Origin of the sequence: Paraburkholderia sp. RL17-381-BIF-C, from assembly GCF_046026435.1 — a bacterium.
Classification (GTDB): domain Bacteria; phylum Pseudomonadota; class Gammaproteobacteria; order Burkholderiales; family Burkholderiaceae; genus Paraburkholderia.
In genome coordinates this window covers 60,205-84,478 of sequence record NZ_JARESX010000001.1, presented here as the reverse complement: position 1 = coordinate 84,478, position 24,274 = coordinate 60,205, and the positions used below count along the sequence as shown (strand labels likewise).

Below are 24,274 nucleotides of genomic sequence, written 5' to 3'. Positions count from 1 at the left end.
TGGTACGTGCGCCAACTCAATCAGATTCCTACGAATCGCCTGCGAATCGAATCTTTGAGTACGTAGTGCAAAGTCGTCATTCCCAGAGCAGAAATGACGACGATAGTAATCCACGAGTCTGCATCCAGGGGGACCATGCCGAGCGCATTTTGCAAGGGTGGCCAATAGACGACCAGAAGATGAAGCAGCGGGGCTGTCGCCAGAAACGCGATGATGATTCGACGCTGCAGCGCCGTGCCACTCTTTCCCCGCTCCTCGGTGGTTACCAGCGTCAGAACGTACAAGCCGATAAGAACGATGACTGACACACTTGCTGTCGTACCGTATTGCTCACCCCGGTCCTGAAACAGGAAGAAATTCGCGTATACGAGGAGTGAGCAAAATGCGGTTACGAGGCCGGCCAGAATAGCGAACTTGAGTGGCTCGGCTACGAAGCGTTTCGTTGATTGTTTTCCGATGCGCGGCTTCATCAGCGTCAAAAGGGTCGCTGGTACGCCTATCGTCAAGATGTCAATCCACGTAATGTGTCTGGGACTTAGGGGAAAGCTAAGGCCGACAAAACCGACGAAGCCGACGAAAAACAGGCTGTACACGTTTTTCGTGAGGAACAGCTTCAGAATGCGTTTGATGTTGTGAATAATTCTGTCGCCCTCTTCCGAGAGAGCCGGCAAATGGGCAAACGAATCCTTCAATAAAACAATATCGGAGACATCCCGAGCGGCGGCTGCGCCGGAATTCATGGCAACGCCAATATCCGCCTGTTTTAGCGCCAGCACATCATTCACACCGTCGCCTATCATGCCCACAAAGCTGCCGTGCGATTGCAGAACCTTGATAATCTGCTGCTTCTGAGCCGGCACGAGCCGTCCGAAGAACTGACCACTCTGGACTGCCTTGTCGAACTCCTCGGGAGTCATCGCGCCCAGGTCCGGACCGCTCAGGGTCGCTCCGTAAGGCGTCATGCCTGCGAGCCGCGCGACCGCAGCGACAGTCTGCGGGTTGTCGCCGGATAACACCTTCAGACAGACGTCGCGGTCTTCATAAAAGCGGACCGCACCTACCACATCAGTACGAAGCTCGTCGCATAGAACAACGAGCCCCAGAATGCGCATATCGCCTGCGGGCTCGGATAAGGCCGCGTCTGAACGGCCTATAGCGAGCACGCGCATGCCTTTTTTCAAAAGCGTATCAAGCTGCTCTCTCTGGGAAGGCGTGAGAAGTTTCTCCCCGAGCACCTCAGGTGCTCCAAGCCACAGCGAAAATTCCCTCCCATCGACATTCAGACGCACAGCGCTCAGCTTCGTCTCACTGCTGAACGGCAATTCGCCAAGAACATTACTTTTGAGCGCGGAGTAGGCGGAAGCAATTGCCTCGGTAGTCTGGTTCTGCGAACCAACGGCTCCGACGAAAAGCTGCAAGAACCCACCGATTTCATCAGGCGAGCCAGAGAAGGGGACCAACGAATGAAACAGCAAACGATTAGTTCCAAGCGTTCCTGTCTTGTCCATACATAGCACGGTGAGATGGCTCAACGATTCGACCGCACCGAGCTTCTGGACCAGCACCTGCTTCTGTGCGGCACGCAACGCTCCCATGGCGAACGCAAGTGTCGACACCAGAACCAGACCTTCCGGGACCAGGGCCTTTATCACGGTGACCAGCGACAGGATGGTGTCTTTGGCAGAAAGGTGCTTGATGTATGCCGACATGAGTAACAGCACGACGAGCAGTACGAGGATTGCAGTCAGGACCTTTATGACGGTATTGATGCTTCTCTGTGTGGGCGTTAGCCGCGAGGCGTATGTCTTCGCCTTGGCAGTTAGCTGGTTTACACCAGAGAGGATACCGACGCGCGTAGCCACGTAATCTCCAGAGCCGCTGAGGCAATGACTGCCCGATAGCAGCGGGTCCCCTTTACGCTTCTCCACCCCTTCCGCCTCACCCGTCAGAAGCGATTCATCCATGACGATGCTCGCGGAAGTAACCAGTTCGCCGTCAGCCACGACCTGGTCACCAGGTTTGAGGCGTAAGACGTCTCCTTTGACGACCTCGTCACTTCCAATTTTCTGGTCGGTTCCGTCACGGCGCGCGGTGACGGTGGTATTCCGAAGCACGGCGAGGCGGTCCAACGCCCATTTGGCACGGAACTCATTGACAATACCGACCAGCATATTTGCGAAGGTAACAACCGCCAAAAACGCAGCGTCGTTGTTGGAATGGACGAGGAGGAGCGCAACAATCGATACGACCAGAATGCCATTGAAGACCGTCACAACGTTGCTACGGAAAATTCCGGACACGGTCCGTGTCGTGAACCTTGGCGCAAGATTGACGTTGCCTGCGCGACATTGTTCGGACACCTCTGCCTGCGTCAGACCGGCGCTATCGGAAGTTGCATCGCTGGCGCCCGGATGCCCGGCCTGCGGCGGTGCAAAGACCTGCGCCAAAGGAGAGGCTGCTCCGGCAGAGCTGTCTTCACGCGGGCCAGGCGTTTCCATCAGGTTCTCGTTCTTGTCGCTCATTTGTCTCACTCGCCTCAATTTGCGGTACCGCGTTCCGGAGGCCTGAGAATCAAGTCATCCAGGTTGATTCATGATGGAGCCAGTGGCTCTTCAGGCGAGCGGGCCCGGTCTCACAACCGGGCCTTCTGATGGAGCGGATGGAAGTAACGGGCCCGGAAGCCGACCTTCATGTTCGCAAGCATGAGGCGCCCGCCGGTGCGGCGGGCGATTTCAGAGACGATAGACAACCCTAGTCCGCTGCCCGACTGCGCCGAGTGGTCCAGGCGATAAAACGGTTCCAATACGTGCGCAAGTTCTTCCTCCGGAATACCCGGACCAGAGTCGGTAACTTCAAGCACCATCTCTTCGCCCAACCGGATGACCGAAACATCCACCCTTCCTCCGGTTGGCGTATATCGCACCGCGTTGTCGACAAGATTTCTCAGCACCACAGTGAGGGACGACACGTCTATAACGGCATCGACTTCCTCAAAGTGCTCGAATCCCAGGTCAATATCCTTTTCATGGGCCATGTCAATGGTCGCGTTAATAACGTCAGTTGCCACCGCGCGCAGTGACACCCTCGTTGGCTGCTCCAGCCCCCCCTGTTCGGACCGCGCCAATGTGAGCAGTTGCTCAACCAGCCTATGGGTCCGGCGCAATCCCGACTGAAAGGCCGTCAGCCGCTCTCGAGCGTCTTGTGACGTGATGGTTGTGCCGAGGTTTTCCGCCTGCAGCGACAATGCTGCAAGCGGTGAGCGCAATTCGTGCGCGGCGCTCGCGACAAATCGGCGCTGAAGACTGATGGCTTCGCGCAAACGCGAAATGAGGCGGTTAATGGACCTGACAAACGGCAACGCTTCGTTGGTTATTCCGTCTTCAGACAACGGTTCAAGCGATACATCAGTTTGCTGGTCCACAACATTCGCCAGCCGGGAGAGTGGACCCAGCTTTGTTCTGACAATCACCACAATGACGACGCCCAATCCTGGAAGAAGAATGAGCATGGGTACAAGCGTTCTCATTGCGCCGTCCCGTGCAATTTCATCGCGCAGCGCGGAGGGCTCCGCCAACGCTATGCGTTCTCCGCTGCGCAGTGTTCTGATGTTGACGCGCCACCCCTTGCCATGGTCATCCAGGTCATGAAACCCGTCCGTCAACGTGTTGGGTACGATGAGTCCCGCCGCCTGTGCGAAACCTGTCAACGTTCCATTGAGCCTGTCAATGACCACCTTGACGTCCTTATCCTGTGAACTTTCAATCGATGACCGGGAACCACTGAACTCGAGAGCCCGACTGTCGATGAGAGCAGCAATTTCGTTTAACTGCCCGTCCTGCAGTTCCCTGGCTTCCTGATAGGCGAACAGAAACGACAGCGCACAGGCAATCACACCAACCGCGACGATTACGCAGCCAATCCAGACAGACAGTTGCAACGTCAGGGAGCGCGATTGCTTTCCTTGTCTACCAACCATCCCACACCTCGTACGTTACGAATGACCGACGCTCCAAGCTTCTTGCGGATACCGTGAATCACCACTTCCACGGCATTGCTCTCGACCTGCTCTTCCCACGCATACACTTTCCGCTCAAGTTCACTTCTCGACAGGACTGCTCCAGGTTTCATCATGAGCGCGCTCAGCAGTGCGAACTCGCGACCGGTCAGGCTGCATTCGGTGTCGCCGTACACCGCAAGGTGTGTATTTGAATCCAGCGTCAGATTTCCGCTCGTCATTTTTGCGTCACCATGGTCGCCGAGTCTGCGCGTGACCGCCCGAATACGTGCGAGCAGCTCTCCGATTTCAAACGGCTTCACCAGGTAATCATCGGCGCCCGCATCGAGCCCGGTAATTCTGTCATCCAGACTATCGCGCGCGGTGAGAATTATGACGGGAGCCTTGCTCCCCTTTGCCCTCAATGACCGGAGCACATCAATGCCATCACGCTTCGGCAGGTTAAGGTCAAGAAGCACGACATCGTGCTCGCGTCCTGTCAGCGCACCTGTCGCTGAATCAGCATCGCATACCCAGTCAACCGCGTAGGCGGCGTCCTTCAACGCCTGCACGATTGCACCGCCAATCATTTCGTCGTCTTCTACAAGCAGAATTCTCATTATTTCCACCGGCCGGCACCAACTTGCTAAGTCAAATCTAAGTCTGGCGAAGTAGTATCTGAAGCGTTTTTTCGGGCGGATACCCACTGTGAGCCATCGTATTTACGATAGTAGGTTGCAAGACCGCATTACCGCAACCGCTCAGCGACGTAGAGGTGCAAGTGCGCTCGCACGGTTCGCTCAGGTGACGCTGGCTGTAGCGTTAAGCGGATGTGCTTCGTATGCGCCCAAGCCTCTTCCAGAAGCGCCGCAATGGTCATATGACTTAGCGACTACAGACGCGCCGCTGACCGTGGACCAGGTGGTCGAGCGGGCACTTCAGCGTAGCCCCGACATCCGGCGCGCCGAGCTGGAACTCGATGTCGCCACTGCCAAAGAATATGCAGACGGGCTGTTGCCGGACCCGACGCTGACATTCAGTACCGACCGTCCCGGAGCCGCCGGTTTTGTCCCAGCGTTCATGGCCGGGCTCAGCTACGAGGTGTCGGCGCTGGTTGACCGCCCCGCAAAGAAGCGTGCGGCCGCCAAAGCCAGTGAGAAGCAACAGCTCGCTTTGGAATGGGTGAAATGGCAGGTCGCGAACCGCGCTTATTCGCTGTACGTCACTAACGCGACCCTTCAGCGCCTCGAGGGCGAAGTCGGGCAGCTCGTGGCGTATCAGAGGGACGGTACCGAACGGTTGCAGAAGGCACTCGCGCGCTCCGAGGTAACACGGGACGCGGCCCTGCTCGCGGAAGTACAGTACAGTGACAACGTGCAGCAGTTGGGCACGCTACGACAGGAGCATCTCAAGGCCGAGCAGGAACTCGCCAGGCTCCTTGACCTTCCGCCCGGTACGCATGCGGCGCTCGCGGCTCCGCCGGAGCCATCGGAAGTCCCGCAGGACCTCATCGTCCTTGCGCTTTCAAACCTTGGCCAGCATCGGCCCGATTTGCTGGCGCTGCGTGCGGGATACGATGAACAGGACGAACGCTATCGCGCAGCGCTCCTCGCACAGTTTCCGCGGCTTGATGTCGGCGTCACGAGAGGCCGCGACACGTCGGCCATCTATACCTCGGGACTTGCCGTCTCTGTGACCTTGCCGCTGTTCAATGGTAACCGGGGCAATATCGCCGTCGAAAAGGCCACCCGTGAGAGCCTCTACCAGGAATACGGGCAACGGCTCGACGACGCATACACGGCCGTCGACGGCATCAGTTCTGAACTGACTTTGCTAACCGAACGTCTTCACAACTCGCAGTCCACAGAAGCCGCGCTCGATGCGTCACTGAAACAGCTACGTGCTGCCTACGCTACTCGCGACGTGACCTTCCCGGTATTGGCCGACGCTGAAGTCCGATTGCTGAATCAACGCGTTGCGACAGCAAAGCTCGCGAATTCCGTCCTTCAACAGCAAGTCGAACTCTGTACCTTGATAGGCGTAAGCGCGATTGACCACCAACCGCTTCAATAGGCTACCCATGACATCTGTCCGCCTGCTGGTCTTCATAGCAGTTATCGGCGCGTGCTCCGTTGGTAGTCATCCCGCGTCTGCGGAAGATGTCGTGACGATGCCAGCGGTCCAGAAGCGCCTTGCATCCACCTTCTCGGCACCCGCCCGCGTGCAGGCAGCCTCCAATACCGTACTTAGCGCGCCTACTGCCGGCGTCGTTTCCAGCCTGCGCGTGATTCCGGGTGAAGAAGTGCGGGCTGGGCAAGTGGTTGCACGGCTCACCGGTCCCACCATATCGACTGATACCGCACGTCTTGCCGCGGACCTGAAGTCGGCCCAGATTCGGGTGAGGGCCGCGAGCCAGGCCGCCGCTATCGAACAACAGAAGCTGGAGGAACAACTAAGTACTCGCGATGCGGTCATTCGCGCACATGCCGAACTCGACACCGCGCGTCAACAACTTGCCGCGGCGCAGGCGGCATCCCGCGGCTACACCAGTCTCACCACCATCAGTGCGCCGGCCGCCGGGATGGTGACGGCCGTTAGCGCTGCCGATGGTCAGTACGTGAATGCGGGGCAGGCGCTCACAACCATCGCGCCTACAGCTGGCCTCTACGTAGTCGCCGACCTGTTTGGAAGCAATGCCAGCTCGATTGTGCCGGGGATAAAGGGCGTTTTTCTGCCCGAGGGCAACAATGCAATTGTTCAAGTGGTTGTCCAGCGTGTATCGCGCAGTCTCACCGCTCCGGGTCAGGTGGAAGTCTGGCTCAAAGCTGGACCAGGCTACACCCTTGACCCGGGGGCGGTTGGCAACGTTTCTCTGGTCTTGTCCGATGACAGGCAGGTGGCTATCCCATCAACGGCGCTCATTCTCGACGCCGGTCAATGGTGGGTACTGGTGAGTGACCGGAGCGGTAGCCGTCGCCGCCAGGTCGTTCCGGGCCTGTCGGACGGCGGTTGGACATCAGTCAGGCAAGGTCTCGTGGCGGGCGAACGCGTCGTGACGCAGGACGCCTATCTTCTCTTTCACCAGGACTTTGCTACGCGTTATCAGCAAGCCGATTGACGTCGCTTTCAAAGAAGAACAATGCTCAACGATATCGTCAAGAGGCCGCTACTCTGGGTCATGCTCTACGCAGGGCTGATTGCGTATGGTGTCTACGCGCTGTTGAACATTCACGCGGAAGTGTTGCCGCAGTTCAATATGCCGCAAGTGAGCGTCGTCGCGCAACTGCCGGGCGCAACGACGCTGGACCTGGAGGGGCTGATTGCCCGACCGGTCGAGGCCGAACTATCGTCGCTCGCGTCATTGAGCGACGTGCGGACAGTCATAGGGCAAGGTTCCGTCAAGATTGAAGCGCGATTCTCGGAGGGGACCACCGCAGCAAGTGCGCTCCAGGACGTCAACGGTGTTATCGGACGCATCAACGGTTCGTTACCCAAAGGTACGACTCTGACGACGGAAATCTCCGGCAATGCCATAAATGAGGTGGCGGACTACGCAATCCAGATTCCTGACGGCGTGGACGCGTCCCAAATCCAGCGTATTGTCGAGTCAAATTTCGCACCACGTGTCCGGGCGGTCGCTGGTGTACAACGCGTGTCGGTCGCCGGACCCGGAGCAGATGCGATATGGGTGCGCCCCGACCTTGCAAGGCTGCAGCGTTTCAACGTCTCTGCGTCGGCGCTCGCAGCATCGCTCGACGCGGCGACAGCGATGGTGCCGAGCGGATATGTCAACCTCGGACATCAGGACGTATTCATGGAAGGCAGAAGTCTGCCGACGAGTACCTCCGGCTACGCGCGCATGCTCGTTGGGAGCCCTGGCGCCACGTTGCCTTTAGGCGCTGTTGCAGAGGTCATCCGGTCTGCGCTCCCGTCTCATCACTCCGTGAAACTCGATAACCGGCCGACCATTGCTCTAGTTGTTTTCAAGCAACCCGGTGCCTCGACGCTGCCCGTTGTCAACGAAGTTGATAAGGCTCTGCAGGAACTCGAACCCCAACTGCCCGGCGGCGCACGCTTTGTGCGAATTTACAGCCAGGGGCACATTGTCGGCGTGGTCGCATCGGATTTGACCAGGAATCTGGCCATTGGGGCCTTGCTCGCGGTTGCGGTCCTGTTCTGGATGCTTGGCGCGAGTCGCGGAATATGGGCGCTCGCGCTGAGCATTCCGTTGTCGCTGTTGCTCGGTATTGCAGGGCTGTACCTCATGGGGCAGACGCTGAATCTGCTGACATTCGGCGCCTTGTCAGTGGCCGTCGGCCTGCTCGCCGACGACGCCATCATCGTACTCGAGAGCATTTATCACCGCTGGGAGGCGGGTGACGGTCGCTGGGAAGGTGTTGCACGTGGCTTGCGCGACATAGCCGGTCCCGACATTTCAGGGACGATGACGACCGTCGCGGTATTCCTGCCGCTTGTGTTCGTGGGAGGCCTCGCCGGACTTTTCTTCGTCCCGTTCTCTCTTGCAATGACAGTGAGTCTCATTGCGTCACTACTTATTTCGTTGAGTCTGATTCCGCTTGTGCTGGGATTCATCGGACCGCATATCGAGAAGCGCGTCACATCTGGTTCGCGTGCGGTCGCATGGCTCAAAAGCCGCAACTTGCGCCTGTTCGAAGTTGCGCTGCGTCATCCGCGTGTTTCGCTGTGGTCCTGCATCGCCATTTTCGTGGTCTCGGTGGCTGGGCTTGTGCTGGTGCCCGTCGATTTCCTGCCGCTTCCGAACGAGGCCGTGCTACTCGAAAGTTTTACGCTGCCGCCGGGAACTTCATTGCATGACGCCCAGGACGCATCGGACCGCATCACGCAACGATTGATGGGGCTCGCGCCTGTTGCGCACGTGTTTTCCCGCGTGGGGTCTGCTTCGGGAACCTCATACACCGAGCCTGCCTATGCAGGCGAGATTCAGATTGCGCTAAAACCTGATGTGAACGCGAGCAGTCTCGACCGAGTCGGCAAGCAGGTTCTGGATGCCTCAAAGCTCCCGGCGGTCCAGACAGTCATCGGGACACCGACGCTCGAACGGGTGGGTGAAACGCTGTCCGGCCTGCCGCAACCGTTTGTCATCGATGTCTACGGCGATTCGATTGAAGCATTGCAGTCACTGTCGAACGAGGTTACACGTCGGCTCTCAGGGGTATCCGACCTCTCGGACGTCTTCAACAACGATGCCTATCCCGTAACAGAGTTGCAAATCACGCCCAATCCCGATGGTCTCGCGCTCCACGGCATTACGCCGGCGGCGCTTTTTTCCCAGTTGCACATCCTTCTGGCGGGACAAACGGTCGCCACCGTTCCAGAGGGCAATGGTCACCTGGATGTGTTCGTGAGACTCGCCGACCCCACGCATCTGTCCATCGAGCAGCTCAACCAGCTTCCTGTAATGGCCAATGGGTGGGTTGCGTTGAAAGACGTGGCGTACGTCCGCATGGCGACCGGACCCAACGTCATACGGCATCTGAACGGACTGCGGGCGGTCGAGATTCTGGCGACGCCCACTGCGCCGCTCGGCCAGGTCATTTCAGCGTCAAAGAAGGCCCTCGCGACGCTTCCCTTACCGGCGGGATACGAGGTGAGGTTCGGTGGCCTGTATCCGCAACTCGAACATGCCGCGCTCAATGTTGGCGTGGCAGCCGTAGTTGCTCTCGCGCTGATGCTAGGTATCCTGACACTGCAGTTCGATGGCCTCCTCGTGCCCGGTCTGCTTCTGCTGCAGATGCCGTTGGCGTTCTCCGGGGGAGCTATTGCCTTGGTGGTGAGTGGTGTCGGTCTCAACGCCATCGGTTTGATTGCGTTTCTTACCCTGATTGGAGTGAGCCTGAACCACGGCATCGTCTTGCTGCAGTTGGTAAAGCGAAACGAAGCGCAAGGACTCCCGGTGGTCGAAGCCGTGCGCGACGCTGTTGACGTGCGCTTCCGGCCGATTCTCCTGACTGTGCTGACAGCCTCACTGGGCCTGCTGCCGACCGCACTCGGTTTCGGTAAAGGCGCCGCCCCTGAACAGGGCCTGGCCATTGTTACGCTGGGCGGTCTGGTCTGGAGCGGTCTGCTAAGTACAAACCTGTTACCGGCGCTTTATGTGTACAGGCGTGAGAAGCAGCGTCGGAAGGTAACCTAAACCACCTCAGGGCGGAACAACGTCCGATACCATCGGTAGCACTTCATATTGATTTAGCCCCGACGTGCGGCCATACCGCCATCGAACCGGACGATTACAGAATCAGAAAGAATGCAGACTAATCTCAAGCCTCGCGCACGCACGCTCAGCCAGATTCCCCGTGGCGTCTGGATGCTCGGCTTCGTCAGCATGTTCATGGACATCTCGTCGGAGATTATCCACAGCCTCCTACCGATGTTCCTGGTGACGAGCCTGGGGGCGAGCGCCATGATGGTTGGACTCATTGAAGGTGTCGCGGAAGCGACCGCGCCCATCGTGAAAATATTTTCCGGTGCATTGAGCGACTATCTTGGCAACAGGAAATGGCTCGCTGTCATTGGCTACGGCATGGGTGCGCTCAGCAAGCCGCTTTTTGCACTTGCGCCTACGGCGGGGATTGTCCTGACCGCGCGCGTTGTGGACCGGGTCGGGAAGGGTCTGCGGGGGGCGCCGCGCGATGCGCTAGTAGCGGATATCACTCCGCCGCATCTGCGCGGTGCGGCGTATGGCCTGCGCCAGTCGCTGGACACCGTCGGCGCCTTCATCGGTCCGTTGCTGGGCGTCGTGTTGATGCTGCTTTGGGCAAACGACTTCCGCAGGATATTCTGGGTGGCCGTGATTCCGGGCATCGCCGCCGTGACATTGCTTGTGTTCGGCGTGAGGGAGCCGGAGCGTCAGTCAGGTGCGAAACGCGTCAATCCGTTGAGGCTCGAAAACCTGAAGAAGCTCAGCAGGCCGTACTGGTGGGTTGTATTTGTCGGTGCGGCGTTCACACTCGCACGGTTCAGTGAGGCGTTTCTCGTCCTGCGCGCCATGCAGGGCGGCGTACCCGTGGCGCTCGTGCCGCTCGTGATGGTCGTGATGAACCTGGTGTATGCGGCCTCGGCTTATCCATTTGGCAAGCTCGCTGACTCGATGAGTCACACCAGACTGCTAGCCATCGGTCTCGTCGTGCTGATTGTGTCGGATGTCGTGCTTGCGCACGGAAGTCACTGGCCAATCGTGCTGCTCGGCGTCATTCTGTGGGGCCTGCACATGGGGCTCACACAAGGTCTGCTGGCGACCATGGTCGCGCAAGTGGCACCACCCGAACTGAAAGGGACAGCGTTTGGCTTTTTCAACCTCACGAGCGGATTGGCAATGCTTGTGGCAAGCCTCGTCGCCGGCGAGCTCTGGGACCGGTTTGGAGCAGGCACAACGTTCTATGCAGGCGCTGGATTCTGTATCGCGACGCTGATTGCGCTCGTCGCGAGGACAACGATGTCTGGCGGTGAAGCATGAACTGGCGTTTGCTCTTCAACCGCATCGGAATCCGCAACCTGCTCGTTGCTGGCGTACTAGCTGTCGGTGGTACGTGGCTTTTCCTTGGCGTGCTGGAGGATGTCGTTAGCGGGGACCCGCTTGTTACGGTCGACGTCAGGATTCACGCGGCGCTCCAATCTATCCGTTTCCCGCTACTCGACTCCGTTATGGTCGCCGCCTCGGAACTGGGCGATGCTGCCGTCACCATCCCGGTGATTCTCGTCGTCCTTGCGTGGCTCGTCTGGCAACGTCGGCTGCGGAGCGCCACTTACTGGATACTGGCGACAGTGCTTGCACAGGCCTTCGTCGTAACACTGAAGTTTGCCATGCGCCGTGCGCGACCGTCATCGATGTATGAGGGCCTGCAGGGATTTTCCTTTCCCAGTAATCATGCAACGCTGAGCGTAGTCACCTACGGTTTTCTGGCATTTTTCGTTGCGCGCGCATGGGGCAGCGCCGCACGGCTGCGTATTGCAATTGCCACCGCGCTGTTTATTCTCCTGATTTCGTTCTCACGCCTTTATCTGGGCGTCCACTGGTTTTCTGATGTGCTCGCCGGAATCAGCTTCGGTGTGGCGTGGATAGCAACGGCAACTGTGCTACATCATGTAGGCGATGCAAGCCAGAGGGACGCTTCTTCACTCGGCGTGGCGTCCTTCGTCACGTTTGTCATCAGCGCGACGGTGCACATCATCATGCAACATGGTGCGGACATGACCCTCTACGCCCCCGGGTAGCGTGTTGGCAACCCTCTTGTTGTCACCGCGTGCGTCGATGCCAGAAGAGCACTTCATGTGCAGTGGGATTCGAACGTGGTTGATGTCACGCTGAAAGGTTGAGCGTTCAATGTGGGGCGGGGCGCAGCCGTCGTTGAATCAGTCGTCGTCATCACCGTGGCGATGGTGTTCCCATCCGCGGTGGCGCCCGTGGTCATGCCACCGGCGCCCGTCGCCGTAATCCTCGTCATAGCGGTATCCATAGCCATAGACCGGGGCGGGTGCGTAGACCACTGGCGGCGGAGCCTCGTACACAACAGGCGGCGGCGCAGCATAAACTGGCCCCGGCACGCCCAGAAACACGCCGATGTCCGCGTGCGCGAAAGCCGCGCTGGATGCGCATGCAGCGGAAATGCCAACTGCCAGAAAAAGGGTAGCGCGTCTCATGGTGTTCTCCTGTCCTGCCCACTTCCGACGGACGCCAGACAATGGTGAAACGATGCGGATTCTAGGTGTGGCGCGCGGCCGCAGGTGCGGCTGAAATGTCAATTCTGTAACCGGCAGTAACCTGCTTCGGATACTGCCGGTTCCGGCCGCGATTACGATGTGCTCAGCGAGTCGCCCGAGACATGGACGCGCTGTCCGACCTGAACCGGCGGCTGCGTCGAATAATTGAAATTCCGGTAGCTGCCGTCCTGCATTCTTACCTGCACCTGGTAGCTGGTCGCCTTACGCACCGCATGCTCGATGCCGTTACCCGCAAGTCCGCCGCCAACCGCTCCTGCAATCGTGGTCAGAACGCGACCGCGTCCTCCCCCGACCTGATTTCCCAACAGGCCACCAGCGACGGCTCCGCCCACGGCTCCGAGACCCGTTGTCGGTTCGGCTTCCTGAACGGTATTGACGGCAACCACTTCGCCGGCATTCGGGTCGACGGCGACCGGTCTTGGTGCGGGTTGTGCCGGGTTTTGATAGGTATTGTCGTTCGCATACCTCGGAGCCTGTTCGACCGTCGCGCTACGGTGATGATGGACGCGTGGTTGCGCTGACGTGTCCTCATGCGTGACGCGTTGCTCCGTGGCAGCTTGCGGTGAAGTCGCTGGGGCGCTCGAAACTTGAGCGGTCACTGGCGCAGCTGGCGTCGAAGGCGAGGTCGTTGCGCGTGACGTTGGCAGAATGCCGGTCATCGCAGCGATGCCTGTCGCGCTCGCCAGGATGACGGCCACAGCAGCACCGGCAACCAGCGGATGAATACGACTGCGTTGCGGCAGATTGGATGTCTGGTTGGTGTTCATGTCGCGCTCCGTTGACGTGTGTCAGCAAGAACGCGGGAGCCGGCAAACCGGTGGACGTAAAGTCCGCAAGATTTGTAAGCACTTGTAGCATTTCCCGACGGCCACCCAGGCTCCGGTTCTCTTCGAAGTATCGCCTCCGCTAGCGTCTGGTGCTCACGCTACCGCGCCAAACAAAGCGCCGACGCCTGATGACACGCCCATTGCCAGAGCACTCCAGAAGACCACGCGGATAACACCCGGCCCAACTTTCGCTCCACCGGCTTTCGCGGCGAGGCCTCCCAGAGCGGCCAGCGAAACCAGCGCAGAGAGGATGATGGCTGGAAGCAGTACCGATTCGGGCGTAAGGGCGGCGACGATAACCGGCAATGCGGCGCCAACCGCAAAACTTCCAGCGGAAGCCAGCGCGGCTTGCAGAGGTCGCGCAGCCGTGACCTCCGAAATGCCTAGCTCATCACGCGCATGAGTCCCCAGTGCGTCGTGCGCCATGAGCTTTTCAGCAACCTGGGTGGCAAGCGGCAAGTCCAGACCACGACTCACGTAAATTGCAGTCAGTTCCCGTTGCTCGCGGGAGAAGTCGGCATCGAGTTCGGTCTGCTCCTGGGCCAAGGATGCCTTTTCAGTATCCGCCTGCGAGGAAACGGATACATATTCTCCCGTCGCCATTGACATAGCCCCAGCAACCAGGCCTGCCACGGCCGTGAGCACAACGCTTCCATGAGCAGTGTGCGCAGATGCCACGCCGGCGACGAGGCTCGCCGTCGAGACAATCCCGTCATTGGCGCCCAGTACAGCGGCACGCAACCAGCTAATCGATTCGAGACGATGCTGTTCCTTGTGTCGCCTAGGCATAGCTCCTCCAAGTTTGAGATGTTAATTAACTGGCTCACAGCGATGGACACAAGGGCAGCTTGCATGTGTCGCTGCGAGGGCGACATCAGAGACGTCTGCCGTGCTTGGACTCGCTTGCTTATCGGGCATCCCGTGCGCAACAGCTTCCGACGCATATACCGGGCTTGCCATCAATTCTGAATACGTCGAAGCCCGGCGAGTTGACTGCCACAAGTCAGGCCGCCGCCTTCGATGGCTGAACTTCCACCGTGACGTGCGATAGCCCCTTGAAACGCTCGAGCACCGCATGATAGAAGCGTGAGTCTCGCTGTGGCTCACTGGTCGAGACCGACACTACCACGCTCATGTGGCCAGGCCCCACGCGCCAGACATGCAGGTCGACAACCTTGTCGCCATGGTCCTCGATGGCGTGACGCACGTTTTCCGCCATGCGCCTGTCCGGATTGATATCGAGCAGAATCGCACCGGTGTCGCGCATAAGTCCATAAGACCAGTTGGCTATCACCAGCGCCCCGATGATGCCCGCCAGCGGGTCCATCCAGAGCCAGCCGAAGGTGCGCGCCAGTACAAGACCAAGAATTGCCAGCACGGATACCGCCGCGTCAGCCATGACGTGCATATAGGCGGAGCGGATATTATGGTCCCTGCTTACAGCCTCATGCGTGTAGTGGCCATGCTCATGCTCGGCAAATTCGACTTCATGGTCGCCGTCAGACAAACTCACAATCGCTCTGAATGCGTGCGGCTCCGGGATTTCGTCTTTCGATTCCAGGTAACCACCACGGTCCCCCAGCACAAAAACCTGACGCGCCCCGTCCGGTCTGACGGTCGTGATAGTCATCGTTGATGCGACCATGCGCGAGTCCGGTGATTCCGGAGTAATCCGGAAGACGGGCGGCACGCCGTCCTCGAAAATTGATACCGCGAATACACCAGATGGGGCGACAATCTTCTGCGCTTCCTCTTCGTGAGCGTGGTCGTCATGACCATGACCATGCCCATGTCCGTGGTTATGACCATGGCTATGGCCGTGATGGTCGCCGCTCAGAAGCCAGACACTCGCGAGGTTGACCAGCAAGCCGACCACTGCGATGGGAATTGCCTCGCCGAAATGGATAGGAATCGGCGCAAGAAATCGGGAGACCGCCTCGTAACCAATCAGCAAGGCAATCATTGCCAGTACGATGGCGCTGGTAAATCCGGCCAGGTCGCCGAGCTTGCCCGTGCCGAACACGAAGCGCGAATCAGAAGCATGTTTGCGCGCGTATGTATAGGCAAGTGCTGCAATCAGCATCGCACCCGCATGCGTCGACATGTGCAGTCCATCGGCGACCAGCGCAAGCGACCCGAACATACTGCCGCCAACGATTTCAACCAGCATCATGGCACTGCACAGCGCAATCACGGCCCACGTCTTTCGCTCGTTCTTTTCGTGACCAGCGCCAAGGAAGATGTGGTCATGCCCTGCGCCGAACGCGGCGTCTTTGAAATCATTCATTTCCAACCCAATCACTTGAAATAGCTGTGAACAACTTCGATGAGCTGTTCCGTGGCGCTGTCGCCGTGTTCCTCGCCGTTTTCAGCATCGACAAGGTGGTTCCGGATGTGGTCCTCCAACACAACTGCCAACAGGCCGTTCATCGCTCCCCTGCAACTCGTAATCCGTTGCAGGACGTCGGAGCACCCGTGCTCTTCCTCAAGCGCACGTTCGATGGCGTCGACCTGCCCTTTGATACGGCGGACCCTGTTAAGAAGCTTCTGTTTTTCCTGAACTGTGTGACTCATCGCGCCCTCCGGATACCCCACCGGGGTATATAATTGCTCCGAGTCTACCATAGGGGGTAGGGGTATCATTTGTTTGTGTGAAATTATCCGTGCTCGCTGATTTCGCCAGATGCCTCCCAAACCCGGTTAATGTTTGCAGCCGTCATTCATGAATGCACGTCACAACGCCGCTTTTACCGCTCTGCTAGCAGCCGCGCTATTCGGCGCGACAACGCCGCTCGCCAAGACGCTGCTTGGCACGCTGTCGCCCTTCATGGTCGCAAGCCTCTTCTACCTGGGCAGTGGCGTTGGTCTTGCTCTCGGAATTTGTGTTCAACGCCTACGCCGCACGACTGGAGAGCGCCAGAACGAAAGCCGGATTCAGGTCGCCGAAGTGCCCTGGCTTCTCGGGGCAATCGCAGCGGGCGGGGTGGCCGGACCTGCGCTGCTGATGCTCGGTCTCAGCACAACTCCCGCTGCAACCAGTTCCCTACTACTCAATCTTGAAGGCGTATTCACGGCGGTGATTGCCTGGGTTGTGTTCCGCGAAAACGTCGACGTCCAGATATTTCTTGGGATGGTCGCGATAGTGGTAGGCGGTGTCGTCCTTTCGTGGCAGCCTGGCGACACTGCCGTCTCGCTCGGTGCACTGCTCGTCGTTGCAGCCTGCGTTGCGTGGGCGGTCGACAATAACCTGACGCGAAAGGTCTCGGCGAACGACGCGATGGTCATTGCCTGCCTGAAAGGGCTTGTCGCAGGCTCAGTCAATCTGTGCATCGCGCTGCTTCTCGGCGCGCATCTGCCAGGCGCCGGGAAGGTGGCGGCTGCCATGCTGACCGGCTTCGCTGGCTACGGCGTGAGTTTGGTTCTTTTTGTCGTCGCCCTGCGAAATCTGGGTACCGCCCGAACCGGCGCGTATTTTTCAGTCGCCCCGGTATTCGGCGTCGCGTTATCGCTTTTCCTCTGGCCCGAAGTGCCATCGCTGTCTTTCTGGATTGCCGCGGCACTCATGGCTTTGGGAATCTGGCTTCATATCCGTGAGCGGCATGAACATCCGCACACTCACGAGGTTTTGGGCCATAACCATCGACACCGGCACGACGAGCACCACCAGCATACGCATGATTTTGATTGGGACGGTGAGGAGCCGCACACGCATCCTCATCAACATGCGCCTATCACTCACACGCACGCGCACTTTCCCGACATCCATCACCGGCATACCCATTGACGTGCGAAGGACGGCAAACGGCTATTTGGGCCTTCTATTGACGGGCGGCCGCATAAGCAGCGTCGGCAGCTGGTGCTGGTATAAGGTCCCTCAAAGAACAAACAGTCGCAGCGCGAGTCCTATTACACCGCATGCGAGCACGACCGGTATTACCCCGACCTTGAACCGGAACAGTGCGATACCGGCGGTCAGCCCTATAAGCAGCGAGGGCCATTCGAATCCGCCCTTGATGCCATGCGGCCACAGCACGTGAAGGGCAAAAAACACGGCGAGATTCACGATGACGCCAACCACAGCGGAAGTGATGGCTGTCAACGGCGCAGTAAACTTCAGATTACCGTGGGTGGTTTCGATGAAGGGACCGCCGAGCAGAATGAACAGGAAAGACGGCAGGAACGTAAAGAACGTCACGACGATTGATGCGGCGACCGCTGAGGCAAATATTGCATTCGGCCCGAACACTGCCTTGGTCCAGCCGCCCACGAACCCGACGAAGGAAACGACCATGATGAGTGGTCCAGGCGTCGTCTCTCCGAGCGCCAGGCCATCTATCATCTGCAACCCGGTCAGCCAGTGGTAGTTATCAACGGCGCCTTGGTACACATACGGCAACACCGCATACGCGCCCCCGAAAGTGAGTAAAGCGGCTTTCGTGAAGAACCAGGCCATTTGCGTAAGCGTTCCCGTCCAGCCGTACATAAGCGAAAGCACCGTGATGGCCACGAGCCAAATCAGCATGAAGACCGCAAGCACGACCGTGAACCGCTTCCATGTGAAGAGCGCATGACGCGGGGTGGGCGTGTCGTCGTCAAGGAGTGCGGGACCAAACCCCTTGTCGCCCGACTTGTGTCCGCCTCCGACCACGAATCTGGACGGAGCGTATTTACCTCCAATGTGCCCAATGATGCCGGCTACCAGGACGATGAGAGGGAACGGGACATTCGCTACGAAGATAGCGAGGAATGCCGCTGCTGCAATTGACCACAGCCACGCATTCTTCAGTGCGCGAGAGCCAATCCTGTACGCGGCGAAGACAACGATGGCCGTGACCGCCGGCTTGATGCCGTAAAGCACGCCTGCTACGGCCGGGACACTGCCAAAGACCATGTAGACCCAGGAAAGTCCTATCAGGATGAAGAGGGACGGAAGAACGAAGAACCCTCCGGCGATTATGCCGCCCCAAGTGCGGTGCATCAGCCAACCGATGTACGTGGCCAGTTGCTGCGCCTCCGGTCCGGGAAGGACCATGCAGTAGTTCAACGCGTGCAGAAATCGCTTCTCGGAAATCCAGCGTTTTCGCTCGACCAGGTCCTGATGCATGATGGCAATCTGCCCGGCCGGACCTCCAAAGCTGATAAAGCCTAGCTTGAGCCAGTACCAAAGCGCCTGGCCGAAGGTTACCGACTCGACCGCCTCAATGCGCTGATTGCTCATTTCGTTATCTGGTGCCAGTTGACTTTGTTGCACTTAAAACTCCGAATGCTTCAACTTGCGATTGAATATTCAGCGGTGTGCCGGTACCTCGGCGGCGTCACCCCAGACGGGTGTTGTAAGTCGCGTGGGCGCTGACTGCGACATCGGTTTCCATGGCGATTGGCAACGGACACTGTGAACGGAGAAAGCTACTGCGAAACCATTCAGAGGCCCGTTCACCTCCGTCGCCTGGCTGCTCCCTTTTCCACCGCCGCAAAATGCGCGAGCAGCGAGTCAAGCATCTGGCTCATTTCGTCCAGCAGTTCGTCGTCGCTCAGGCCGCGCTGTGTGGCGCCTGTCATCACCGCCTCAAACCCGGCCGCCTCGGGAACGACGATGCCGCCGACATCGAGCGAGTGAACCATGCTTGAGAGTCCGGCCATACCCGGCTCTTCGTCGATACCGAAGCTGGCCGCTAAGACTTCAAAGGTCACGCGTTCATTGATGTGCGTAAATGTGGCGCCATCAAAATCGAAACCGACCGCCCCTGGGGGGCAATCATCCGGAGAGGCAAGCCACTTGAAGCGGGCGTTACGGTCGACGAATCGCCTGATGAGCCATGCGCTTGCCACGCGGTCGACCCAGAGCCGCCGACGGGTTGCCCAAACTCGGCCCTGGTACTCCTCTGGCTTAAGACGGGTTATCGTGCCTTCCGTCTGATGGGGTTCCCCAGGGGACAGCACCGCATCCGTAGCGGCGACGAAGTCTTGCCAGGCTGACTGGGCACGGACCGTGGCTTCGTTCGGAAAGAAGTCGATGCCCGAAAGCGCTTCAAACTCTTTTCGCGTTTTTCGCAGGACCTTGGTGATGTCCGCAGGCGCAAGGCTTGCGAGCGACTTCCGGCTTTCGTCGAGTAAGCGCCGCAGCGTCGCATATTCGTCGGCTCGGTCGAACAGCCCCCGGAATTCCTGCTCCTGCACCGCATCGCGGCTTGGGAACCGCATCAGATAGGCTGTGCCCCCCGCCTGGCTAATACCCTCGCACATTTCTCTCATCTCGCTGCCCGCGCCTTCGCCGTCCGGAAGCAGATACACCCCGTCCCGCAAGACAGCGCAGCCTCTGGTTTTCAAGGCACGCCAATAACGCATGCGCGCGGTTGCGTTGTCGGTCGGGAGCGTGAGCACGAGGAGAAGCCAGTCGGTTAACTCATTCATGTTACGTACTCTACATAATAGTTGCGAACGCTACAAATCATTTTTGTTTTGTGCGCAATTCAGGCCTACGATTCGTCGCAGGAGCGGGCGACTCACAATTCGCGCCCGGCCAATCCGGGGCTTTCAAAACGCGCGTTTGGTCGGCGGATGTGACGCCGCAGCCGAGACAGGTGGCTCTCGCGAACGAACGGAGAAGCATGTGGCGACCCGAAGAGATTTTCTGCACAAGACGACTGCAGTAGGCGCAGGCCTGGTTCTGACCTCCGCCGATGTACTGCAGGCAGCTGAGGAAACTGTGGACAGTGACAAGCTTGTAGACGCGGACGGCAAGTATTCGGCGGCGCCACTGCCATTTGCATACGACGCACTCGAGCCGATTATTGATGCTCGAACCGTCGAAGTTCACTACAACTTCCATCACAAGCCAGCAGTGGTCGCGGCTAACAAGGCGGAGGAGGCGCTTGCGAAGGCACGCGATTCAAACGACTTTGCATTGGTGAAGTTCTATGAGAAAGAGTTGGCGTTGCAGCTCTCGAGCCACATCCTGCACACGATTTATTGGACCAGCATCTCGGGCAAAGGCGCCGAACCGAAAGGCGAACTGGCCAAGGCTATCGACACGAATTTTGGCTCCTATGCCAAGTTCAAGGCTCAGCTATTCGCAGCGACGCTGGCGGTCGAAGCATCGGGCTGGGGCGTCGTCGGATACCTTCCGGCAACCGGGAAGCTGATGGTGTTGCAGTGTGAAAATCATCAGAAGCTGACAGCGTGGGGTATTCAACCCATCCTTGTTCTCGACGTTTTCGAACACGCGTACTACCTGCGGTACCAGAACAAGCGCAACGAGTACCTCACCCAACTCTTCACGCTGTTGAACTGGGAAAATGCTGCACAACGATTCAGTGCCGCACAGCCAACGCGGAGGCCGACATGAAATGGGTTACGCGTGAACGTCCGAAAATCGACCGTATAGCCTGTCCATGGCTGATTGCCCGATTCATCGATGAGTCGCCGGAGTTTCTATTCGTATCAACAGACCAGGTGCCGGTCGTCGCCGAGCGTGAGGGCGCGATACCGTTCGACATTCCCGGCGTAAAGCTCTCACACGTTGGCGAACATTGCAGCTTCGATACTTTCCTCGCGGAATATCAGTTGACCGACCCGGCTCTGGCCGCACTTGCAGTCATCGTACGTGGAGCAGATACGGCTCGGCTCGACTTGGCTCCGCAAGCCCCAGGGCTGCTGGCCTTGTCTCTCGGTCTATCGCGAATCTATGCGGACGACCACGAGATGCTTTCTTATGGCATGGTCATGTATGACGCGCTCTACGCGTGGTGTCGCGACTGTCAGAGCAAAGCACACGGCTGGCCGCCAGCGTCGTAGGAACGATGATGCTGGGGCAACATTGTGGCTTTTTCGAACATGTTCTTGACCCTCCGCGCCTCCGCCGCTGCAGCGCTTGCAATCGTCGTAATTGCATCTGTTTCGAACCGCACAAATGGCACAGAAGAAGCGGTTGAAGCCTCCAATCTACCTCTGCAGAAAGTTGCCGACGTGCCTCTCGGCGGTGGGACAACGCGCTTTGACTACGAAAGCTTTGACCCAAGCCGTCATCTGCTATTCATCGCGCACCTGGGCGATAGCGAAGTCGTCGCTTTCAACACGGAGATGTCTCGTGTCGTCGGGCGTGTCGCGAACGTCAGTTCGGTTCACGGAGTGCTGGCGATTCCAGAACTGGGACGTGTCTATGCGTCCGCTACTGCCGCAAACGAGGTAGTTGCCATCGACATGGCGACGCTCGGAATCACAGCTCGCATGCCCACAGGCGCATATCCAGATGGGATGGCCTACGCGCCTGACGCACACAAACTTTATGTCTCAGATGAAGCCGACGGGACTGTGACGGTCGTTGATGTGACGTCTAACCGGCGAGTTGGAACCATCCCGCTCGGTGGCGAGGCAGGGAACACTCAATATGACCCCGTCTGGAAGCACATTTTCGTCAACGTCCAGACGCGAAATCAACTAGTTGAAATCGACCCGACCAGTGACCGGATTCTCGCGCGCGTTGACTTGCCCGGCGCGAAGGGAAACCATGGGCTGCTGATAGCCTCCGACCAGATGCTGGCTTTCATCGCATGCGAAGGAAACGACCGGCTCATTGTTCTCGACATGCGCACGAGGCGCGTGACATCGTCGTTTGAAGTCGGAAAGGAGCCGGATGTCCTCGCGTACGACCCTTCATTGCATTGGTTATACGTCGCCGGCGAGGCGGGTGTTGTCTCGATGTTTCGAGTGGGAGCCGGCGGGGTCTCGAAACTGGGTGACGGTCATGTCGGCCCGAACGCGCACGTCGTGGCGGTAGACGTCGAGACACACCGCGCCTACTTTCCACTCAAAAACTTTGGCGGACAGACGATGCTGCGCATCTTACAGCCGAAGCATTAGAGAGGCCCGCGCTTCGCGTGAGGCTCTGACGACCTTGCAGCTACAACGTGGGCAACCGCTCAAAGTTGTCAAAGCAGGCAAACGGTGGCGGAACTTCCGTTACGTCAAACTCGTCGACGCACGCATGCGGTTGCGGGCCTTACCGGCGACGCCGAGTTCTGACGCGCGGCGTAAGCACGCCTCCCGATAGCCCACACCCTGCACCTGGCCACACACTTGCGCCAATCGTATCTCAAGCGGCTCGTCCTTATCGTGGGATTCCATGGGCGTACTCCGGTTGCAGGTCGATGCACTGACGAGCGAGGTTCAATGAGGCGGTTCGGCTGCAATCGCATATCGGCGTATTTTCTCTCAAAGACTCTTTGTGCAGATGCCAAGGGCGCGGGCCGTCTCGGAAATGTGGCCCTGGTGCTGCAGCAGCGCCGCGGAAATCAACGCCTTTTAGCACGCGGCCAGTAGCCGTCGAGCGGAGCGTCTATAACGGTAGCAGCGCAAGCACACGATATCGCCGAAAAATTTATTTGCAGCGGCGTGACCGAAAACGAAGCCGCTCACGCTGACCGGCTATTCACAGCGCAACTCACAGCGAACTTCGCGTCGCCTTTGGCGGCTAGAATATGGAGGAATGTATGAAAAGCCAGGGGCTCGAATTCAGCGCGGCGCTGTCATTTTCAGTAGCCAGCCACGACTCACAATCAGGCATCGCATCTGGACGCGGCCATGTCTGCTTTGTTCGGGTGCGAGCACCTGCCTGCGGGTTGCCGCCGCGCAACCGGTAGGGCTTTAGCGGTACATGCAACTTCGGCGCGGCTAACGCACGAGCCGACGTCACTGGACAAACACCATGAAAATGCTGACGATTGAATTTATGTTCGACCGCGACGCATGGGCGTTGACCGTGAACCACGCCACAACTTACGAAACGACTTTTACCTGATAGCCCTGTTCGCCGTGCTCCGCCACGGCAGCAGTCTGCCGGGTCCTCAACCTGCATGTCACGTCCGCTGAGTTGGTCACCAACCGATACCCAGCTCCGTTGCGCGTCTCGATGCGCTGAGTGCCGAGCTTCTTTCGCAGGCTATGCACATGCACCTGGATTGCATTGCTCTGGACTTCTTCTCCCCAGCCGTAGATTTTCTCTTCAAGATAAGCGGCGGAAAAAAAGCGGTTAGGCTCCGTTAAGAAGATGCGCAATATTGCGTACTCTCTGGCCCTTAACGCGATAGGCACATCATCAGCCCACACACTGCATGAAGCATCGTCGAGCGTCAGCGTGCCATAAGACACGACGGACCGCAGTTGTCCGGTGCGCCGCCGCATAAGTGCGCGAATCTGCGCTGTGAGTTCAGTCATATTGACGGGCTTTTCGAGGCAGGCGTCGGCACCCGCCTCAAATGCGAGGGTCCGCTCCGCAACAGAATGCTGCGAACTGAAAGCCACAACGCTTGCCCTACTGCCGCCAGCACGATATTCCTTGAGGATTGAAAGGCTGCCAGGGTCGCCTTCGATTCCGAAAAGAATCAAATCATAAATGTCATTTTCGAGCGCGAGTGCGGCGTGGCGACGGCTGCTAACGCGGTCGACAGCGTAACTTCTCGCCCGCAAAGCCTCCCGCAAAACTTCAGCGAACGCGTTGTCGTGCTCATATATCAATACACGCATAGGTCAACCCGTATTCACATACCTTTGCTCCGCATGTGCCCGCCCCTCAACTGGCAGGACCACGCCCAGATTGGAATTGAGGCATCAATGGAAGGCAAGTGTACTCAAGCCTGACCACTTTCGCAGCGAATCGGGCAAACATCCCCGAGTGGCTCAGAAAGTATTGATATGC

General features: G+C 58.6%; 22 protein-coding genes. 9 read left to right on the top strand and 13 right to left on the bottom strand.

Annotated features, from left to right (window positions below; all coding sequences use genetic code 11):
* Window positions 1-20: 20 nt before the first annotated feature.
* The 3 genes from P0D70_RS00390 to P0D70_RS00380 all read right to left on the bottom strand — a co-directional run bounded on the left by P0D70_RS00390 (window position 21) and on the right by P0D70_RS00380 (window position 4,614).
* Window positions 21-2,522 (bottom strand): cation-translocating P-type ATPase, encoded by a 2,502-nt coding sequence (locus P0D70_RS00390; protein WP_408181456.1) that lies wholly within the window; start codon window positions 2,520-2,522, stop codon window positions 21-23.
* Window positions 2,523-2,632: 110 nt separating this feature from the next.
* Complete coding sequence (locus P0D70_RS00385; RefSeq protein WP_408181454.1) at window positions 2,633-3,976, bottom strand: sensor histidine kinase; 1,344 nt, start codon at window positions 3,974-3,976, stop codon at window positions 2,633-2,635.
* A complete protein-coding gene (locus tag P0D70_RS00380) occupies window positions 3,940-4,614 on the bottom strand; it encodes a response regulator (RefSeq protein WP_408181452.1) in 675 nt (224 codons plus the stop codon). The genes P0D70_RS00385 and P0D70_RS00380 overlap by 37 nt, the downstream gene beginning before the upstream one ends.
* Before the next feature lie 292 nt (window positions 4,615-4,906).
* On the opposite strand from P0D70_RS00380, the gene P0D70_RS00375 reads away from it, so the two are divergent.
* The 5 genes from P0D70_RS00375 (at window position 4,907) to P0D70_RS00355 (ending at window position 12,247) form a co-directional block, all read left to right on the top strand.
* Complete coding sequence (locus tag P0D70_RS00375; RefSeq protein WP_408181450.1) at window positions 4,907-6,067, top strand: TolC family protein; 1,161 nt, start codon at window positions 4,907-4,909, stop codon at window positions 6,065-6,067.
* Window positions 6,045-7,112 carry an efflux RND transporter periplasmic adaptor subunit gene (locus P0D70_RS00370; RefSeq protein WP_408181448.1) on the top strand — a complete coding sequence of 356 codons (1,068 nt, stop codon included), beginning with the start codon at window positions 6,045-6,047 and terminating at the stop codon, window positions 7,110-7,112. Before P0D70_RS00375 ends, P0D70_RS00370 begins: the two co-directional genes overlap by 23 nt.
* A 21-nt stretch (window positions 7,113-7,133) precedes the next feature.
* A complete protein-coding gene (locus P0D70_RS00365) occupies window positions 7,134-10,169 on the top strand; it encodes an efflux RND transporter permease subunit (protein WP_408181446.1) in 3,036 nt (1,011 codons plus the stop codon).
* Window positions 10,170-10,280: 111 nt separating this feature from the next.
* Window positions 10,281-11,489, top strand: coding sequence for an MFS transporter (locus P0D70_RS00360; protein WP_408181444.1), 1,209 nt, complete (start codon window positions 10,281-10,283; stop codon window positions 11,487-11,489).
* The gene (locus P0D70_RS00355; protein ID WP_408181442.1) at window positions 11,486-12,247 is read left to right on the top strand and encodes a phosphatase PAP2 family protein; all 762 of its coding nucleotides are present in this window, start codon (window positions 11,486-11,488) and stop codon (window positions 12,245-12,247) included. The genes P0D70_RS00360 and P0D70_RS00355 overlap by 4 nt, the downstream gene beginning before the upstream one ends.
* Before the next feature lie 138 nt (window positions 12,248-12,385).
* Here P0D70_RS00355 and P0D70_RS00350 read toward each other — a convergent pair whose 3' ends face one another.
* From P0D70_RS00350 to P0D70_RS00330, 5 genes are all read right to left on the bottom strand, one after another.
* Window positions 12,386-12,673, bottom strand: a complete 288-nt coding sequence (locus P0D70_RS00350) for a hypothetical protein (RefSeq protein WP_408181440.1) — start codon at window positions 12,671-12,673, stop codon at window positions 12,386-12,388.
* Window positions 12,674-12,825: 152 nt separating this feature from the next.
* Window positions 12,826-13,521 (bottom strand): glycine zipper 2TM domain-containing protein, encoded by a 696-nt coding sequence (locus P0D70_RS00345; protein ID WP_408181438.1) that lies wholly within the window; start codon window positions 13,519-13,521, stop codon window positions 12,826-12,828.
* Window positions 13,522-13,674: 153 nt separating this feature from the next.
* On the bottom strand, window positions 13,675-14,370 hold the full coding sequence (locus P0D70_RS00340; protein WP_408181436.1) for a VIT1/CCC1 transporter family protein: 696 nt from the start codon (window positions 14,368-14,370) through the stop codon (window positions 13,675-13,677).
* Between the two features lie 214 nt (window positions 14,371-14,584).
* The gene (gene dmeF, locus P0D70_RS00335; protein WP_408181434.1) at window positions 14,585-15,868 is read right to left on the bottom strand and encodes a CDF family Co(II)/Ni(II) efflux transporter DmeF; all 1,284 of its coding nucleotides are present in this window, start codon (window positions 15,866-15,868) and stop codon (window positions 14,585-14,587) included.
* 11 nt (window positions 15,869-15,879) lie between these two features.
* A complete protein-coding gene (locus tag P0D70_RS00330) occupies window positions 15,880-16,155 on the bottom strand; it encodes a metal/formaldehyde-sensitive transcriptional repressor (RefSeq protein WP_408181432.1) in 276 nt (91 codons plus the stop codon).
* Between the two features lie 148 nt (window positions 16,156-16,303).
* Between P0D70_RS00330 and P0D70_RS00325 the strand changes: the two genes are divergently transcribed.
* A complete protein-coding gene (locus P0D70_RS00325; protein WP_408181429.1) occupies window positions 16,304-17,365 on the top strand; it encodes a DMT family transporter in 1,062 nt (353 codons plus the stop codon).
* Between the two features lie 90 nt (window positions 17,366-17,455).
* On the opposite strand, the gene chrA is transcribed toward P0D70_RS00325, so the two are convergent.
* Together chrA and P0D70_RS00315 are read right to left on the bottom strand one after the other, a co-directional pair.
* On the bottom strand, window positions 17,456-18,799 hold the full coding sequence (chrA, locus tag P0D70_RS00320; protein WP_408181822.1) for a chromate efflux transporter: 1,344 nt from the start codon (window positions 18,797-18,799) through the stop codon (window positions 17,456-17,458).
* A gap of 215 nt (window positions 18,800-19,014) precedes the next feature.
* Entirely contained in the window at window positions 19,015-19,992 is a 978-nt protein-coding gene (locus P0D70_RS00315; protein WP_408181426.1) for a chromate resistance protein ChrB domain-containing protein, read from the bottom strand.
* Window positions 19,993-20,191: 199 nt separating this feature from the next.
* Here P0D70_RS00315 and P0D70_RS00310 point away from each other — a divergent pair, with 199 nt between their 5' ends.
* From P0D70_RS00310 to P0D70_RS00300, 3 genes are read left to right on the top strand one after another with little or no spacing between them, the layout of a single operon-like run.
* A complete protein-coding gene (locus tag P0D70_RS00310) occupies window positions 20,192-20,926 on the top strand; it encodes a superoxide dismutase (protein ID WP_408181424.1) in 735 nt (244 codons plus the stop codon).
* On the top strand, window positions 20,923-21,375 hold the full coding sequence (locus tag P0D70_RS00305; protein WP_408181422.1) for a chromate resistance protein ChrB domain-containing protein: 453 nt from the start codon (window positions 20,923-20,925) through the stop codon (window positions 21,373-21,375). The genes P0D70_RS00310 and P0D70_RS00305 overlap by 4 nt, the downstream gene beginning before the upstream one ends.
* 39 nt (window positions 21,376-21,414) lie before the next feature.
* Window positions 21,415-22,440, top strand: coding sequence for a YncE family protein (locus P0D70_RS00300; protein WP_408181419.1), 1,026 nt, complete (start codon window positions 21,415-21,417; stop codon window positions 22,438-22,440).
* Window positions 22,441-22,539: 99 nt separating this feature from the next.
* On the opposite strand, the gene P0D70_RS00295 is transcribed toward P0D70_RS00300, so the two are convergent.
* From P0D70_RS00295 to P0D70_RS00285, 3 genes are all read right to left on the bottom strand, one after another.
* On the bottom strand, window positions 22,540-22,704 hold the full coding sequence (locus tag P0D70_RS00295) for an acylphosphatase (protein ID WP_408181417.1): 165 nt from the start codon (window positions 22,702-22,704) through the stop codon (window positions 22,540-22,542).
* Between the two features lie 87 nt (window positions 22,705-22,791).
* Complete coding sequence (locus P0D70_RS00290) at window positions 22,792-22,875, bottom strand: helix-turn-helix domain-containing protein (RefSeq protein WP_408181819.1); 84 nt, start codon at window positions 22,873-22,875, stop codon at window positions 22,792-22,794.
* 480 nt (window positions 22,876-23,355) lie between these two features.
* Window positions 23,356-24,102 carry a response regulator transcription factor gene (locus tag P0D70_RS00285; RefSeq protein WP_408181415.1) on the bottom strand — a complete coding sequence of 249 codons (747 nt, stop codon included), beginning with the start codon at window positions 24,100-24,102 and terminating at the stop codon, window positions 23,356-23,358.
* Window positions 24,103-24,274 lie beyond the last annotated feature (172 nt).